The sequence below is a fragment of the Chryseobacterium sp. HMWF035 genome, from assembly GCF_003094695.1.
GTDB lineage: Bacteria > Bacteroidota > Bacteroidia > Flavobacteriales > Weeksellaceae > Chryseobacterium > Chryseobacterium gambrini.
Map to the genome: position 1 here is coordinate 55,010 of NZ_QEHP01000074.1, position 15,610 is coordinate 70,619.

The window sequence follows — 15,610 nt, forward strand, 5'->3', positions numbered from 1 at the left end:
AAGTTTGTGTATTTTTTTAAAGTTGTTGCCACGCGTAAACTCCTGCGGAAATTTTACATCCGTAAAAGTTTCCTGTATTTCCTGATTTGCCATAAACAATGGTTCCTTCATTACTTGCATTACAGTCTGAAGTTACTGGAACACCGGTTGCTTTAATTAAAATTCCTTTACTGATTTCAAGATCAGGAATATTGGTTCCGTTTGGAGTCATATTCACTCCGACGTCTGTAATTGCGGTTCCAATCAAGCCCTGTCCGGAAAAAGCATGGCTAATATTTCCATAAACGGTCTGGTTGGCTATGGTTGCACTGGCACTATTCCCGAAGGCAATTGAACCGGCTGCTCCACTTGCAACATTGGCACTTCCAAATGCGTAATTATTGCTCGTTACATTATTTCCTGCCCCAAAAGCAAAACCTCCGGAATTCACATTGGAATTCCCAATATTAATTCCACTGACATTAGTTCCTGATGTTCCGTTATTATTTCCCAAAACAATGGCATTGGCTCCTGTTGCAAAATTGTTGTTTCCTATTATTTTTGCTCCACTTAAGGCGCTATTTGTAGCTCCGATTGCCACTCCCGGAAAATTAGCCGCCTGTGCAGCAACGGTATTTTCTCTTCCTAAAGCGATATTTGATGATGTATTGTTTGATAATGTATTGTTTGATCCCCATGAAACCGATGCATAAGGCGAGGAAGCATTAGAATTTCCGCCTCTCAGATTTCCATTAACATCGAGAATTGCTTTTACCGTATTGTTTGTTGCTAAAACTAAGCTCTGACTATCTGTTGTTCCTAAAAAGTTACCGGAAGAGACTGCAGTTCCCAAACTTGCCGCAGTAGCTGTTGTTCCTGAATTTCCAGTAATTTTCCAGCCGGAAGGCTGTGGCTGATTTACCTGAATCCATACAGATCCATCAAAATAATAATATCCTGCATTAACCACATTAACCGTCTGAGCCGCCGGAGCAGTATCGGCAGCGGTCACATACACCAAAGCGCCTGTCTGAGCCGTCGTATAACTTTTTGAACGAAGCTGATCTCCTGTAAGCCTCGGCGCAATAATTCCATCAAGCTTACTTGAAACTGAAGGCGAGCCGACTACATCCAGAGTTGCCTGTCCCAGATTAGTATTAATACCTACCTGCGCGTTTACCATGCATCCAAAAATTGCCAGTGCTGACAATCCGAATAATTTGTTTTTCATTTTAGAATATTTGTAGTTTTTTTAAGAATAAATGAAATGAATCTTCAGGTACAAAGATGAACCTGACAATATAATAGCTAATCAATAATGTATTGGCTAATTTATTGTTTGTTTTTCCTGAAAAATTTAGAATTGTTAAAAGGAGCCGGACTTAAAGATAAAAACTTAGCTTTTTTATTAATCCGAATGAGTATAATGCCGTAAAGCATAATCGGGACGTAAATCCCTAAAAGAAAATAATTTGTATCCAAAGTTGTGTGTGTTTTTGAGATTACAAATATACTACATTTTCAATTAAAATATTATTTATCGTTAAATAATTTAAATAAAATTACAATTTAACAAATAATATTTATTTAAAGTATCTTAAAATTACAAATTAATCAACAATATAAATTTATATATAAACAAATTGATTACATAATTGATTATGAATAATCATAAGCAAAGCAGATAAACAATAAAAAAGCCTGAACAAAATGTTCAGGCTTAATATTTTTAAAGTAAACTGGAATTATTTCAATTCTACTTCAGCACCAGCTTCTTCTAATTGCTTCTTAAGAGCTTCAGCTTCGTCTTTAGACACACCTTGCTTCAATGGAGCCGGAGCACCGTCTACGATGTCTTTAGCTTCTTTAAGACCAGCACCAGTTAAATCTTTTACTAATTTAACGATCGCTAATTTAGAAGCACCTGCAGACTTAAGAATTACGTCGAATTCAGTCTTTTCTTCAGCAGCTTCACCTGCACCTCCTGCAGCAACTACTACTGCAGCAGCAGCTGGTTCAATTCCGTACTCATCCTTAAGGATAGCAGCTAATTCGTTTACGTCTTTTACTGTTAAGTTTACTAGCGTTTCAGCTAAATTTTTTAAATCTGACATTGTTGTAATGTTTTTGTTGATTATTGATTATTTTTTGAGTGTAAATTATTCAGCAGCTGGAGCTTCTCCTTCAGCAGCTGGAGTTTCCGGAGTTTCAGCAGCCGGAGCTTCTTCTACTGCAGGTGCAGCTTCTTCAGCTTTAGCTTCTACTGTCTCAGGTTTGTTTTGAAGAGCAGAAACAACTCTCTGGATTGGAGACTGAAGTAATCCGATGATTTCACCGATCATTTCTTCTCTAGACTTGATGTTAGCCAACATTTCTAGGTTATTGTCACCAAGATAGAAAGTTTCCTGAACGAAAGCAGACTTTAACGCCGGCTTCTCTTCTTTCTTTCTGAAATCTCTGATTAATTTTGCAGGAGCACTTGCAGTCTCAGAAATCATAATTGCTGAATTTCCTTTGAAAGACTGGAACATCTCGGAGTAATCTACTCCTTCGATTTGCTCCATTGCTTTTTGTAAAAGTGTATTTTTAACTACTTTTACTTTGATATTTTGCTTGAAAGCCTGTCTTCTGAAGTCAGAAGATTTACCTGCGTTCAAACCTTGTAGATCTGCAACGTAAACTACTTTAGCATCCTGAAGCAAATCTTTGATCTCTTGTATTGCTACAACTTTTTGGTCTTTTGTCATTGTCTTAGGATTTATAATTAGTTAACAGATTTAGTATCGATTGCAATACCAGGACTCATTGTAGAAGAAAGATAAATCGACTTCACATAAGTACCTTTCGCAGCAGTTGGCTTCATTTTGATCAAAGTAGAGATCAATTCCTGAGCATTTTCCTTGATTTTAGCAGCATCGAAAGATACTTTACCAATACCAGCGTGGATAATACCGTATTTATCAACTTTGAAATCAATTTTACCAGCTTTCACTTCAGTTACTGCTTTACCAATTTCCATAGTTACAGTACCTGATTTAGGGTTTGGCATTAAACCTCTTGGTCCTAATACTCTACCCAATGGTCCTAATTTACCCATTACAGCCGGCATTGTTACGATAACGTCAACATCAGTCCAACCATCTTTGATTTTTTGTAGATATTCATCAAGACCTACATAGTCAGCACCCGCTTCTTTAGCTTCTGCTTCTTTATCTGGAGTTACTAAAGCCAAAACTTTAACATCTTTACCAGTTCCGTGAGGAAGAGATACAACACCTCTTACCATTTGGTTTGCTTTTCTTGGATCTACCCCTAATCTTACAGCGATGTCTACAGAAGCATCAAACTTTGCAGTGTTTACTTCTTTTACAAGAGCTGAACCTTCTTCAAGGTTATAGATTCTTCCTTTTTCTACTTTGCTTAAAGCTTCTTTTTGCTTCTTAGTTAATTTTGCCATTTCTTTAAGTTTTAAGCGTTAAAAGTTGGTTTAGTTCCTGTTACTCTTAATCCCATAGATCTTGCAGTACCTGCAACCATAGAAACAGCTGAATCCATTGTAAAGCAGTTAAGGTCTGCCATTTTATCTTCAGCAATCTTTTGAACCTGAGCCCAAGTTACAGCACCTACTTTGTTTCTGTTCGGTTCTCCGGAACCACCCTTGATCTTAGCCGCATCCATTAACTGAATTGCTGCAGGAGGAGTTTTAATAACGAATTCAAAAGATTTGTCTTCGTATACTGTAATTACTACAGGTAAAACTTGTCCTGGCTTATCTTGAGTTCTTCCGTTAAATTGCTTACAAAACTCCATGATGTTCACACCTGCAGAACCCAATGCTGGACCTACTGGTGGAGAAGGGTTAGCTGCGCCACCTTTCACCTGAAGTTTTACCATTTTAAAGACTTTTTTAGCCATTGTTTGTTTTTTAAATTTGAATAATTAATGAGTTTGGAAGCATTATTATTCAGCAGGTTATCCATTCTCACCTTAGATAATCCTACTTTTCGGACTGCAAAATTATGAAATATTTTTGAAATAGCAAACGGAATAGATTGATTTTTAGAAAGATTTAATAAATTATTTTTCACATCACAATTTAACTCTACCGCAAAATATAAGGAGTATAGGATAACCCATACTCCTTATAGTAAAGAATTTTAACTTTAATTGAATTAATAATCATTATACATTGCATGCGCCTGAAAAGAAGTTCCGGAAAAATTACCTCCCTGAACGCAGTTAGCCGCTGCTGCAAAGTCAAAGCATGTACCCAAAATCTCAATACTGTGTGTTCCCGCACCCAGTAAAGTTATATAACTTCCGGTATTATAAAAAATTCCGGTGAGGTTAGTCCCAGTAGATGTACTATTGGTATATGCATTGGAAGATCTAACAACATTGGTTCCATCAACGTTCAGATGTGTTCTTAACAATTTCATTCTGCCGTCTGAAGCAGCAGCTGATAATGTAACAGGTACAGAATAATTGATGATTACAAATGCCGGTTTAGTTAACGTAACAGATTGGTTACTGATACTTACAGGACTAACTGCACCACTGCCCCCAACATTAACACTGGGTAAAGTAGTTAGGCTGAATAATTGTGTCATCTGCTGATTAAGAAGATTCTTTTTTACATAGTCTACGTTTCCATTCGCATCGGAAATCATCACATTATCATAAGAACTATTTGAAGACTGATCGGCTTGGGTTCTTACTCTTAAGGTACCGTTAACATCTAAGGTTCTGGAAGGAGATATTGTATTAACCCCTACTTGTGCATTTGCAAAAAAACTGCAAAGTGAAAAAATAATGATGTTTCTCATATATTTGTTTTAAACCAAAGTTAACACAATATTTAACAAAAAACAAAGCAAAAATGACCAAAATTAAATAAATATTCAATTTTTAATTAAAATATTAATGAAATACACAATACAAATCCATTTATATTAAAAAATACTCAATATTAAAAATTTACATTAAAATTATACTGTAAAAACAATTAATCCCTAAAAAAAGATATAGATTAAATTTTACTGATCAGAATCAGCTTATGATAGTAGAACGAAAAAAGACCGCTTTAAGCGGTCTTGATTTTTATACTCTTAAGTAAATATTATACTTTTTCTACCTGCATGTAGCTAAGCTCCATTGGAGTTTTTCTACCAAAGATCAAAACAGAAACTTCTATTTTCTTTTTATCTTCCAGAATTTTTTCTACGGTTCCGTTGAATCCGTTGAATGGTCCGTCTATTACTTTAACGTTTTCGCCCACTACATAAGGAATTTCAACATCGCTTGCAAACTCGGAAAGTTCATCCATTCTTCCAAGCATTCTGTTTACCTCCGATTTTCTCATTGGAACAGGATCTCCTCCTTTTGTTAAACTTAGGAATGAAATAACTCCCGGAATATTTTTTATAACGTGAGGAATCTCTCCCATCAAATCAGCTTCAATCATTAAGTATCCAGGATAGTAAGGTCTTTCTTTAGGAACTTTTTTACCGTTTCTTATCTGAATAACCTTTTCCATAGGAATAACTACCTGAGTAACGTACTGTTCAAACCCTAAACGTTTGATTTCCGTCTCAATGTAGTTTTTCACTTTATTTTCCTGTCCGCTGATCGCTTTCAGCACATACCATTTCAATTCGCTCATTATTGGGAAAATACTTTTATTATTAATTGAACAAGTTGATTAGCATTCCAATGATGTTGCTGATTGCTTTAGAAAACAATTCATCAACTCCAAAAGTAAATAACGCCAAAATTACTGTTGCAACAGTTACTACAATTGTAGAAGATTGCAGATCAGACCACTTCGGCCATTCAACTTTATGTCTGAATTCGTTATAAGAACCTTTTAAAAAATCGACAAATGAACTCATAATTGTTATTTGCACGGGCACAAGGATTCGAACCCTGATCAACGGTTTTGGAGACCGGTATCCTACCATTGGACGATGCCCGTAGTTAAAAAAAAGCTTCCGTAAAGAAAGTTCCCTGCGGAAGCTTTTATATTGTGTTAGATGATTAGTCTAAGATTTCAGTTACCTGACCTGAACCAACTGTTCTACCACCTTCTCTGATCGCGAATCTAAGACCCTCGTTAAGAGCGATTGGCTGTAACAATTCTACAGTGATCTCTAAGTTATCACCAGGCATTACCATTTCTACACCTTCTGGTAAGAAGATCTCACCTGTAACGTCAGTAGTTCTTACGTAGAACTGAGGACGGTATTTGTTGTGGAATGGAGTGTGACGTCCACCTTCTTCTTTAGAAAGGATATAAACAGATGCTTTGAATTTTTTGTGCGGCTTCACAGAGTCTTTCTTAGCGATAACCATACCTCTCTTGATGTCAGTTTTTTCAATACCTCTCAACAATAGACCTACGTTATCTCCAGCTTCACCTCTGTCTAGGATTTTTCTGAACATCTCAACCCCTGTAATTGTAGAAGTTAATTTTTCATCACCCATACCTACGATATCTACAGGATCACCAGTGTTGATGATACCAGCCTCGATTCTACCAGTTGCTACAGTACCTCTACCTGTAATAGAGAATACGTCTTCGATTGGCATCAAGAATGGCTTATCTGTATCTCTTGTTGGCTCTTCGATCCACTCGTCAACAGCATCCATCAATTGCTCTACAGACTTGAACCACTTGTCATCAGAATTACCTTCTGTAGCAGCAGTAAGTGCACCAAGAGCAGAACCTTGGATTACTGGAGAGTTATCTCCGTCGAATTCATAAGTAGATAATAAGTCTCTAAGCTCCATTTCAACAAGCTCTAATAACTCAGCATCATCTACCATGTCAACTTTATTCATGAAAACAACGATTCTTGGTACGTTTACCTGACGGCAAAGTAGAATGTGTTCTCTTGTTTGAGGCATTGGTCCGTCAGTCGCAGCACATACCACGATAGCTCCGTCCATCTGAGCAGCACCTGTTACCATGTTCTTTACGTAATCCGCGTGACCTGGGCAGTCAACGTGAGCATAGTGTCTTTTTTCAGTTTCGTATTCGATGTGAGCTGTATTGATAGTAATACCTCTTTCTTTTTCTTCTGGAGCAGAGTCAATTGCAGAGAAGTCTTTTTTCTCAGCAAGACCTTTGCTAGCTAATACAGCAGAAATAGCAGCTGTAAGAGTAGTTTTACCATGGTCAACGTGACCAATAGTACCAATGTTCAAGTGTGGTTTGTTACGATTAAACGTTTCCTTTGCCATGATTTAAAATTATTTATTTATTGTTTTTCAAATTTTCGGTGTGCAAATATAATGAATTTTTAAATACCAAAACCTTTTTATTAAAAAAAGTTTCAATATTCAAATCCAATGAAGTACAAACCTTATATTTCAATGTATTGAGATTGCAAATTTACACATTTTTCTCAATTTAGAAAATCAGCGGTACACCTTTTGGCCAAATAATAAACTATCTCTTTAATTATGAATACAATAAAATTGACTAAAGAATAATATTCAGAAAAAATTACAGTACGCCAAAACCATAATTTATCTTTTATCGTAGATAGAATTACGAACCATTAAAAATAATATATTATGAGAAAATTATTACATTTATGTACCGTACTGTTTAGCATTACCATCCTTTTTTCATGCGATGATTCCGACGATATGATGTCGATGGACATGAATATGCCGGTACAGGGCCCCGATCTTATGGCGTACGGACTTACGGCGAACAATGAGCTTGTGGCTTTCAACGCCAACAATCCTAAAATGTTCAGTTCTAAAACGGCAGTTTCGGGAGTTGTTTCCGGAGAAAAACTGATGAGTATCGATTTCAGACCTGCCACGGGAGAGCTTTATGCGTTATCCAATGCAAGCAAACTGTACATCATCAACACATCCAATGCTTCAGCAAGAGCGGTAAGTACATCGGCATTTTCACCGGCTGTTTCAGGAACGATTGCTTCGATTGATTTTAACCCCACTGTGGATAGAATCCGTTTGGTGAGCAATACGGGACAGAATTTAAGGCTTCATCCGGAAACAGGAGCGGTTGCGGCAACCGATATGAACATTAACGGAGGCGGAACTCCTTCTGTAGCGGGAGTTGCTTATACGAACAGCAAATCCGGAGCTTCAAGCACAGTTCTGTATGATATTGATATGACTTCAGGAAAGTTATTTAAGCAGGATCCGCCTAACAACGGAACACTGGTAGAAGTCGGAAGTTTGGGAACTACTTTTATAGGACAGGCTGCTTTTGACATTAAATATGATAACAGCGTTGCTTTATTAGCTTTAAATAATAATCTGCATTTATTAGATCTGAATACAGGTAAAGCAACCAACATCGGTATGCTTCAGCAACAGATCATTGATCTTGCGATTCCTACAGAACCGGTTGCTTATGCGGTGGATAATTCAAACAACCTTCAGATCTTCAATCCGAACAGTCCGATGCCGGTTTCAAAGGGAATTACGGGACTTCAGAGTGGTGAAAGTATTTTAGGAATAGATTTCAGACCGTTAAACGGACAGCTTTATGCTTTGGGAAGTTCAAGCAGACTCTATACAATTAACTTAGGAACAGGAGCTGCAACTGCAGTGGGAACTTCTCCTTTTGCAACGTTACTTGCCGGAACAGATTTCGGATTTGATTTTAATCCAACCGTTGATAAAATCAGAGTCGTGAGCAACACGGGACAAAATCTTCGTCTTGATCCTGTAACAGGCGGAATAACGGCAGCAGACGGAATGCTGAATCCGGGAACTCCGATGATCGGAGCGGCTGCTTATACCAATAATTTTGCAGGAGCTACTTCAACAACTTTATTCGTTATCGATCATAATACAGACAAATTGTATCAACAAAATCCACCGAACAACGGAACTCTGGTAGAGACAGGTTCTTTAGGAATCAATATTACCAGCGCAAACGGTTTCGATATCGGAAGCATGAGCCAAAAAGCGTATTTACTGGCAACAGTAGGAACGGCAACAAAAGTATACAGCATTAATACTTCAACAGGAGCCGCCACTGCGGTTTCAGATTTCCCCAATACAGTAAGAGGTTTTGCTGTGGGATTAGGATTCTAAACTCATAATAATTATTTCAATAGCGAGAATCGCGGAAAACAAAGTTTTCCGCGATTCTTTTTTAACCGAATGTTTATTAGCCGCAAAGGCAAAAGATTTCGAAAATATATTGATAGTTTATTATTAAGGTAAAGAAAAGAAAACATAAACTCTTTCTTTAAAGTTTTAGTTATCTTATTTAAATATCTTTTGCCACCTGTGGTTAAATAAAAGGTTAAAGTAAAACTTGTCTAAATTTTTTTTATCGCAAAAGATGCAAAAGATTGTAACCCTTTAGTTGTTTAAGTTTACTACTTAAATGGAAAAAAGAGCACATAAGTTAAAAAAATCAAAGATTTTTTCTCTTTGCAGGCTTTTGAAATACTTTAAATAAATCCAATAAAGTCTTTTGTCTCTCTTGCGCTTAAATTTAAAATGAGTTTAAAATATAATTGAAAGAAATGATCAGATCTGTTGAGATTTTTTAGTTCGGTTGAAAATCCAGAAAATAATCGGGAAAATCAGCAGGGTTAAAACAGTTGCCGTTATTAATCCGCCGATAATGACGATTGCCAAAGGTTTTTGAGATTCCGATCCGATTCCTGTGGATAAAGCAGCAGGCATTAATCCGATGGATGCCATTAAAGCCGTCATAATCACAGGACGCGTTCTGGATTTCACCCCATTCAGCAGTGAGCTGTCCAGATCCATTCCGTTTTTAACATTCTGATGAAATTCTGTGATGAGGATGACTCCGTTCTGAATACAGATTCCCAAAAGGGCAATCATTCCCACTCCGGCTGAAATTCCAAAATTAATTCCGGTAACGTGCAATGCGATAATTCCGCCAATTAAAGCAAAAGGTACGTTTGCCAAAACCAGTAAAGAATCTTTTATATTTCCGAAAAGGATAAATAAAAGGAAGAAAATTCCTAAAATACTGATCGGAACAACCTGCGTCAATCGTTTTGAAGCTCTCTGCTGATTTTCAAACTGACCGGTCCATCCTACAGAATATCCGTCCGGAAGATCAATTTTAGAAACAGCTTTCTGCGCATCGGCAATCGTACTTCCCAAATCACGGTCGCGGATGGAAAATTTAATCCCGATGTATCTTTTAATATCATCTCTGTAAATAAATGCAGCTCCGTTGTCTTTTTCAATCGTGCTGATTTCTTTTAACGGAATTTTAGCACCGTCCTGTGTAGGAACCATTAAGGCTGCAATATCATTTTCATCCTTCCTGTACTCCTGCGAATAACGGAGACGGATCGGGAATTTTCTTTCGCCATCAAACATTTCCGAAGCGGTCTTACCTCCGAAAGCCATCTCAAGAACCGACTGCGCATCATCGGGCATTACTCCGTAAGCCGCCATTTTATCCCTGTCGAGGACTACGCTTACTTCCGGCTGACCGATATTTTTAATGATTCCGGCATCTTTTACGCCTTTAATATCCTTTACCTCTTTTAAAACTTTTTCGGCAAGTATATCCAAAGTCTGAAGATTATCTCCGTAAATTTTAATTCCGTTTTCTGCCTTGAAACCGGCTACTGCTTCAGCCACATTGTCTGAAATCGGCTGGGAATAATTGAATGTAATTCCCTGATAATTTCTTAATTTTTTATCGATTTCTTCAATCAGTTCTTCATAGGTGATGTTCCGTTTCCATTCTTCTTTGGGTTTAAGATTCACGGCAAACTGTACGAACCCAAAACCATTCGGGTCGGTTCCGTCATTACTTCTTCCCGTCTGTGCGAGAACATCCGTAACTTCCGGAAAACTCATGATGTCTTTTTTAAGAAGATCGGCTGTATTTAAAGATTCTTTTAATGATGAACTCATCGGCATTTCGGCGGTAATCCACAATGAACCTTCATTTAACTGCGGTAAAAATTCGGTTCCTAAAAATTTGCCTGAAAATAAAGTCACGGCTAAAAACGACAGAGAAACAATTAAGCTGAGCTTTTTATGTTTAAAGGTAAAATTGAATCCTTTTAAAACAATTCTGTCCCAGAAATTCACGAACGGATTATTTTTTTCCTTTACATTTTTATTTAAAAGAATGTGCGAAAGTACCGGAACGAGCGTTAAAGTGAAAATCAAAGCGCCCATTAAAGCAAAACCTAACGTAAAAGCCAATGGCGAAAACATTTTTCCTTCCACTTTCTGGAATGAGAAAATCGGGATCAGGGAAGTAATAATGATGAGTTTTGAAAAGAAGATAGCTTTTCCAAGACCTGTTCCGGTCTGTTTGATCCAGCCTGCTTTTGCCAGTTTATTGAATTTTTCATCACCGTATTTGTGGGCTTTATGGTCGAGCATCACAAAAAGTCCCTCCACCATGACGACCGCTCCGTCAATGATAATTCCGAAATCTACCGCTCCGAGTGAAAGTAAATTTGCGCTCATTCCCGCGAGTTTCAGACATAAAAAGGCAAATAATAAGGATAAAGGAATGATGATGGAAACGATAAGCGTTGTTCTCCAGTCTGCCATGAAAATCAAAACAATCACGGTAACCAGAACAATTCCTTCAATAAGGTTGTGCATTACAGTGTGCGTGGTGAAATCCATGAGGTTATCACGGTCATAAAAAGTGACCATTTTTACATCTTTCGGCAGCACTTTTTCGTTGAGTTCTTTAATCTTTGCTTTTACGCCGACCAAAACTTCACGCGGATTTTCTCCTTTCCGCATCACGACAATTCCTTCAACAGTGTCTTCCTGATGATTGAGTCCCGCCTGTCCTACTCTTGGCATCGAGCTTTCGTGTACTTCTGCAACATTTTTAACGAGAACAGGGTTTCCGCTGTCGTTCTGGATGGTAATATTTCCGATATCGGCAACAGATTTCACCAAACCGATTCCACGCACCACATAAGCCTGTCCGTTTTTCTCAATAACATCACCACCGACATTCAAATTACTTTTTGTAACGGCATCATATACCTGAAGCGGCGTTAAATTGTATTTATCTAATGCTCTCGGATCGATGCTTAATTCGAACACTTTGTCCTGACCTCCGAAAACGTTGATGTCTGCAACACCGGGAACTCCTCTCAAAGCACGGTCGATTACCCAGTTTTGTAAGGTTAACAGTTCTCTGGAATCTTTGGTTTTGCTCTGTAAAGTATACCTGAAAATTTCTCCGGTGGGTCCGTAAGGCGGCTGAACTTCGGGATCCACTTCATCAGGAAGACTCACCGTCCGAAGCTGATTATTGACCTGATTTCTGGCAAAAATATCGTCTACTCCATCGTCAAAAAGAATTTTAACAATAGAAAGTCCGAACATCGTGGTACTTCTTACACTGGTTTTCTTCTGAACCGGACTCATTGCGAGTTCAATAGGTGTGGTAACGAAACGTTCTACTTCTTCGGCACTTCTCCCGTTCCATTGAGTAATAATGACAATTTGGGTATTGGTAACATCGGGAAAGGCTTCAATGGGCATGTTCTTGAAACTTATGAATCCCGAAACCGCCAGAATCGCTACCCAAATAAAGGTGAATGCTTTATTTTTTAACGAAAAAGCAATGATATTTTTAATGAATTTGTTCATGATGGATTTTTTTTGACCTAAAAAAGTCGTTGAATTTGTTTTCTTTTGTTTTTAACGCAAGGAGCGCGAAACTTTTTTGACAAACCATATGTTTTTACGTTTGCAAAGGTGCTTCGACAAGCTCAGCATAAACTATTCACTCAGCGAAGATCTTTTGATTTTAACCATTAAGGATATGTAAGGAGTTAAGAATTATTAAGTGACTTGTAAAAGATTTTAAAAACCGATGTCTAAAATTTTCTTAATTCAACTTAACTTCTTAATTAAAATCTTAATGGTTTAAATAAAATCAGTTATTTAAAGAGCGGTAAATCAACAACTGATTGTTTGTGATTACCTGTTCTCCCTCGGATAGACCTTCGGAAATGTAAGTAACGTCTCCTACCTGTTTCAGAACTTTTATTTCTTTCACTTTTACATCGGTTCTGGATTTATAAATCACCACAAAACTTCTGTTATCATCAAAAATCACGGCTTTGGAAGGAACCGTAAGTGCTGTTTTATTCTCAGAACTTGATACTTTTATCGTTGCTTTACTTTCCGGAATTAATAATCCATTCTGATTATCAAGCACCACTCTCGCCTGCATCGCATTGGTTTGAGGATCAATGATTTTAAAAATTTTATCAATTTTCCCGTCAAAAACCTTATCCGGATACGATAATGTGGAAACCTGTGCTTTCATTCCGAGGCTGATTTTATCAATATCAGATTCATTAACGTTCATGATTGCCCAAACGTTGGTGGTATTGGCAACATCAAAGATATTATCGCTTCGGTCGCTTCTGAGCTGCATATCTTTATTGATGTTCTTCTGAACAATATATCCGCTGATTGGCGCAACAACGCTGTAGATATTTCCTTTTTTTACATTATACACTGTACTCACTGCACTTGCCCGCTGCAACTGATCCTGTGCTTTCTGAAGCTGACTTTTTGCTTCCAGTACATCTCTTTCGGTATTCAGTTTTCCTTCATACATTTCTTTGGCAACGCGAAGATTGTTCTGGGCAACGACTAAATCTGTTTTTGCATCGCTCACATCTTTCTGCACTTCCGCCAATTCTGTACTTCGTATGGTGGCGAGAACCTGACCTTTGGTTACATGATCGCCCAGTTCAACATTAACGCTTAAAACATTTCCGCCGACCAAAGGATAGACATCGATGTAGCTGTTTTTGTCTGCCGAAATCTTTCCGTAGAAATTGTAATCGTCTTCTATATATTTTTTTTCAACTTTTGCTAAATCGATTGAGTTCAGCATGGTGTTGCTCAGTTCAAAACCTTTTTTTGCCTGCGGTTTTGCTTCTTCCTCTTTTTTGGAGCAAGATAAAACAGACAGGACAATAATTACCGGAATTATATAATTTTTCATGTTTAATAGAAGATTTTCGTTTGTACTAGTTGATTCAATTTTTCTGCAGACTGCATGATCCCGTTTTTCATATCATAAATCTGAAGTGCCGTTTCGCGGTAACTGTCCATAAAGTCTGTAAATTCAATAAGACTGATGTTGCCTTTCCTGAAATTATTCAGCATCCCATTGTAGACCAGTTCCATATTATTAAGATCGGTAGATTTAATCTGGCTGAGCTGATCGTATTGTGTTTTCCAGATTTTGTAAGCCGACTGCACTTTTGTTTCGAGATTCAGCTTCTGAAATTCTGCATTTTTCTGATTCTGCTGAATGGCAAAATTCGCTTTATCCATATTTCCTTTATTGGATTTCCAAAGCGGAAGAGGAATTCCGACCATCAGATTGACTTCATTTTTGAAAGTTCCGCCATTCTGGTCCCACCCTGCTCCGAGATTAAGATCAGGAACGTTTAAAGATTTCTGCCATTGCGCATATAATTTACTGTTGTCGATCAATTTTAAATTATATTGATAATCGGCATTGTTTTCAAGTGCTTTTTTCTGAAGTTCCGCTTCATCGCCGAAAGGCTGAGCGGCAAGAATTTCTTTCGCTTCGGAATCGGAAAGCTGCGGTTCTATATCTTCAGTAACTCCAGTAAGAAGTTTCAGAGTCTGTTCAAATTCAAGAATATTTTTATTGATTCCTACTTTATCGTTATTTAACTGAATGACAATACTCTGTAATCGGACTTCATCTTTCAGCGAAACATTTCCTTTGGCAGACTGTATTTTGTAGGCAGCCAGAAGATCGTTCATGTAACCCAATTGCTTATTGGTATTGTCGAGTTTTAGTTTTTCGTAGTAAAGTTCAAAGTAAGTGGAACGAAGTTGGGATTTGAGATCTACCAAAAGCTGGGCAAACTGAAGCTGCGCAAGTTCTTTATTGGATTTTGCGAAGGCAATTTCATTCTTTTTTTTGCCTCCCATGTAAATTAACTGGGTTACCTGCGCTCCTTTTGCGTGTCCCGCATCGAAAACTTTTCTGTCTTCGGGGTTGTAAGCATTGATTTGTCCGCTTAGCTGCGGAAGTTCCCAGATTTTAGCCTGCAAAATATCTGCATCAGCCATGTTGATGTTGTACTGTTCGGCGAGCAGTTGTAAATTGTTCTTCTGGAAAGCTTCTTCGCAATCCCGAAGCGACATTTGCTGTTGTGCCGTCATGAATGAGGAAATGACGATGAACAGCCCTGCAAATTTGTTCATTTTATTGATTTTATGATACAAAAATGCCTTTCTGCTATTAAAATGCTCTTAAAGAATGCTTAAAAAAAAATTAAATTTGTTAAGCAACAATCCATAATTCTCTCATTTAAATTAAGTTATGAGTTCATTATAGTATTAATTCAATTCATGTAAACGCTATGTTTGCAAAGATTTATTTAAAATTTTTGGGAATATTTTCGTTCTCAAGAACCGAATTACGTAAATGTTTTTAGATTAATTTAAAAAATTATTTCACAAAAATCACACTGAACTTATTGAGGAGATCTGCTAGTCATGGTCGGAAGATTTTTTTTATTATTTTGAATAATGTTTTTTTTAATTTAACTATTTGATTTCCAATTAATTGTATTTCTGTTTTGGTTTT

General features: G+C 37.3%; 13 protein-coding genes and 1 tRNA gene. 1 reads left to right on the plus strand and 13 read right to left on the minus strand.

All coding sequences use genetic code 11. From position 1 onward, the window contains the following. Positions 1-16: 16 nt before the first annotated feature. From DD829_RS11775 to tuf, 10 genes are all read right to left on the minus strand, one after another. The gene (locus DD829_RS11775) at positions 17-1,210 is read right to left on the minus strand and encodes a hypothetical protein (RefSeq protein ID WP_108409025.1); all 1,194 of its coding nucleotides are present in this window, start codon (positions 1,208-1,210) and stop codon (positions 17-19) included. Between the two features lie 514 nt (positions 1,211-1,724). Continuing rightward, positions 1,725-2,093: a 50S ribosomal protein L7/L12 gene (rplL, locus tag DD829_RS11780; RefSeq protein WP_076390710.1), complete on the minus strand. Its 369-nt coding sequence runs from the start codon at positions 2,091-2,093 to the stop codon at positions 1,725-1,727. A 45-nt stretch (positions 2,094-2,138) separates the two neighbouring features. Further along, positions 2,139-2,726, minus strand: coding sequence for a 50S ribosomal protein L10 (gene rplJ, locus DD829_RS11785; RefSeq protein WP_108409026.1), 588 nt, complete (start codon positions 2,724-2,726; stop codon positions 2,139-2,141). 17 nt (positions 2,727-2,743) lie between these two features. Beyond that, complete coding sequence (gene rplA / locus DD829_RS11790; protein WP_027380917.1) at positions 2,744-3,436, minus strand: 50S ribosomal protein L1; 693 nt, start codon at positions 3,434-3,436, stop codon at positions 2,744-2,746. Between the two features lie 11 nt (positions 3,437-3,447). Further along, positions 3,448-3,894 (minus strand): 50S ribosomal protein L11, encoded by a 447-nt coding sequence (gene rplK / locus DD829_RS11795; protein WP_076390708.1) that lies wholly within the window; start codon positions 3,892-3,894, stop codon positions 3,448-3,450. 257 nt (positions 3,895-4,151) lie between these two features. Next, complete coding sequence (locus DD829_RS11805; protein WP_108409028.1) at positions 4,152-4,805, minus strand: hypothetical protein; 654 nt, start codon at positions 4,803-4,805, stop codon at positions 4,152-4,154. A 293-nt stretch (positions 4,806-5,098) separates the two neighbouring features. After that, complete coding sequence (nusG, locus tag DD829_RS11810; protein WP_002976412.1) at positions 5,099-5,641, minus strand: transcription termination/antitermination protein NusG; 543 nt, start codon at positions 5,639-5,641, stop codon at positions 5,099-5,101. Between the two features lie 22 nt (positions 5,642-5,663). After that, entirely contained in the window at positions 5,664-5,870 is a 207-nt protein-coding gene (gene secE, locus DD829_RS11815; protein ID WP_076390705.1) for a preprotein translocase subunit SecE, read from the minus strand. A 12-nt stretch (positions 5,871-5,882) separates the two neighbouring features. Continuing rightward, positions 5,883-5,953 (minus strand) — tRNA-Trp (locus tag DD829_RS11820). 62 nt (positions 5,954-6,015) lie between these two features. Further along, positions 6,016-7,221 (minus strand): elongation factor Tu, encoded by a 1,206-nt coding sequence (tuf, locus tag DD829_RS11825; RefSeq protein WP_076390704.1) that lies wholly within the window; start codon positions 7,219-7,221, stop codon positions 6,016-6,018. Between the two features lie 336 nt (positions 7,222-7,557). Here tuf and DD829_RS11830 point away from each other — a divergent pair, with 336 nt between their 5' ends. Then, a complete protein-coding gene (locus DD829_RS11830) occupies positions 7,558-9,063 on the plus strand; it encodes a DUF4394 domain-containing protein (RefSeq protein WP_108409029.1) in 1,506 nt (501 codons plus the stop codon). A gap of 444 nt (positions 9,064-9,507) precedes the next feature. Here the strand turns inward: DD829_RS11830 and DD829_RS11835 are convergent, their stop codons facing one another. The 3 genes from DD829_RS11835 to DD829_RS11845 form a co-directional block, all read right to left on the minus strand. Beyond that, on the minus strand, positions 9,508-12,606 hold the full coding sequence (locus DD829_RS11835; protein ID WP_108410803.1) for an efflux RND transporter permease subunit: 3,099 nt from the start codon (positions 12,604-12,606) through the stop codon (positions 9,508-9,510). Positions 12,607-12,895: 289 nt separating this feature from the next. Next, a complete protein-coding gene (locus DD829_RS11840; protein WP_108411104.1) occupies positions 12,896-13,981 on the minus strand; it encodes an efflux RND transporter periplasmic adaptor subunit in 1,086 nt (361 codons plus the stop codon). Positions 13,982-13,983: 2 nt separating this feature from the next. After that, positions 13,984-15,225, minus strand: coding sequence for a TolC family protein (locus DD829_RS11845; RefSeq protein ID WP_108411103.1), 1,242 nt, complete (start codon positions 15,223-15,225; stop codon positions 13,984-13,986). Positions 15,226-15,610: the final 385 nt, after the last annotated feature.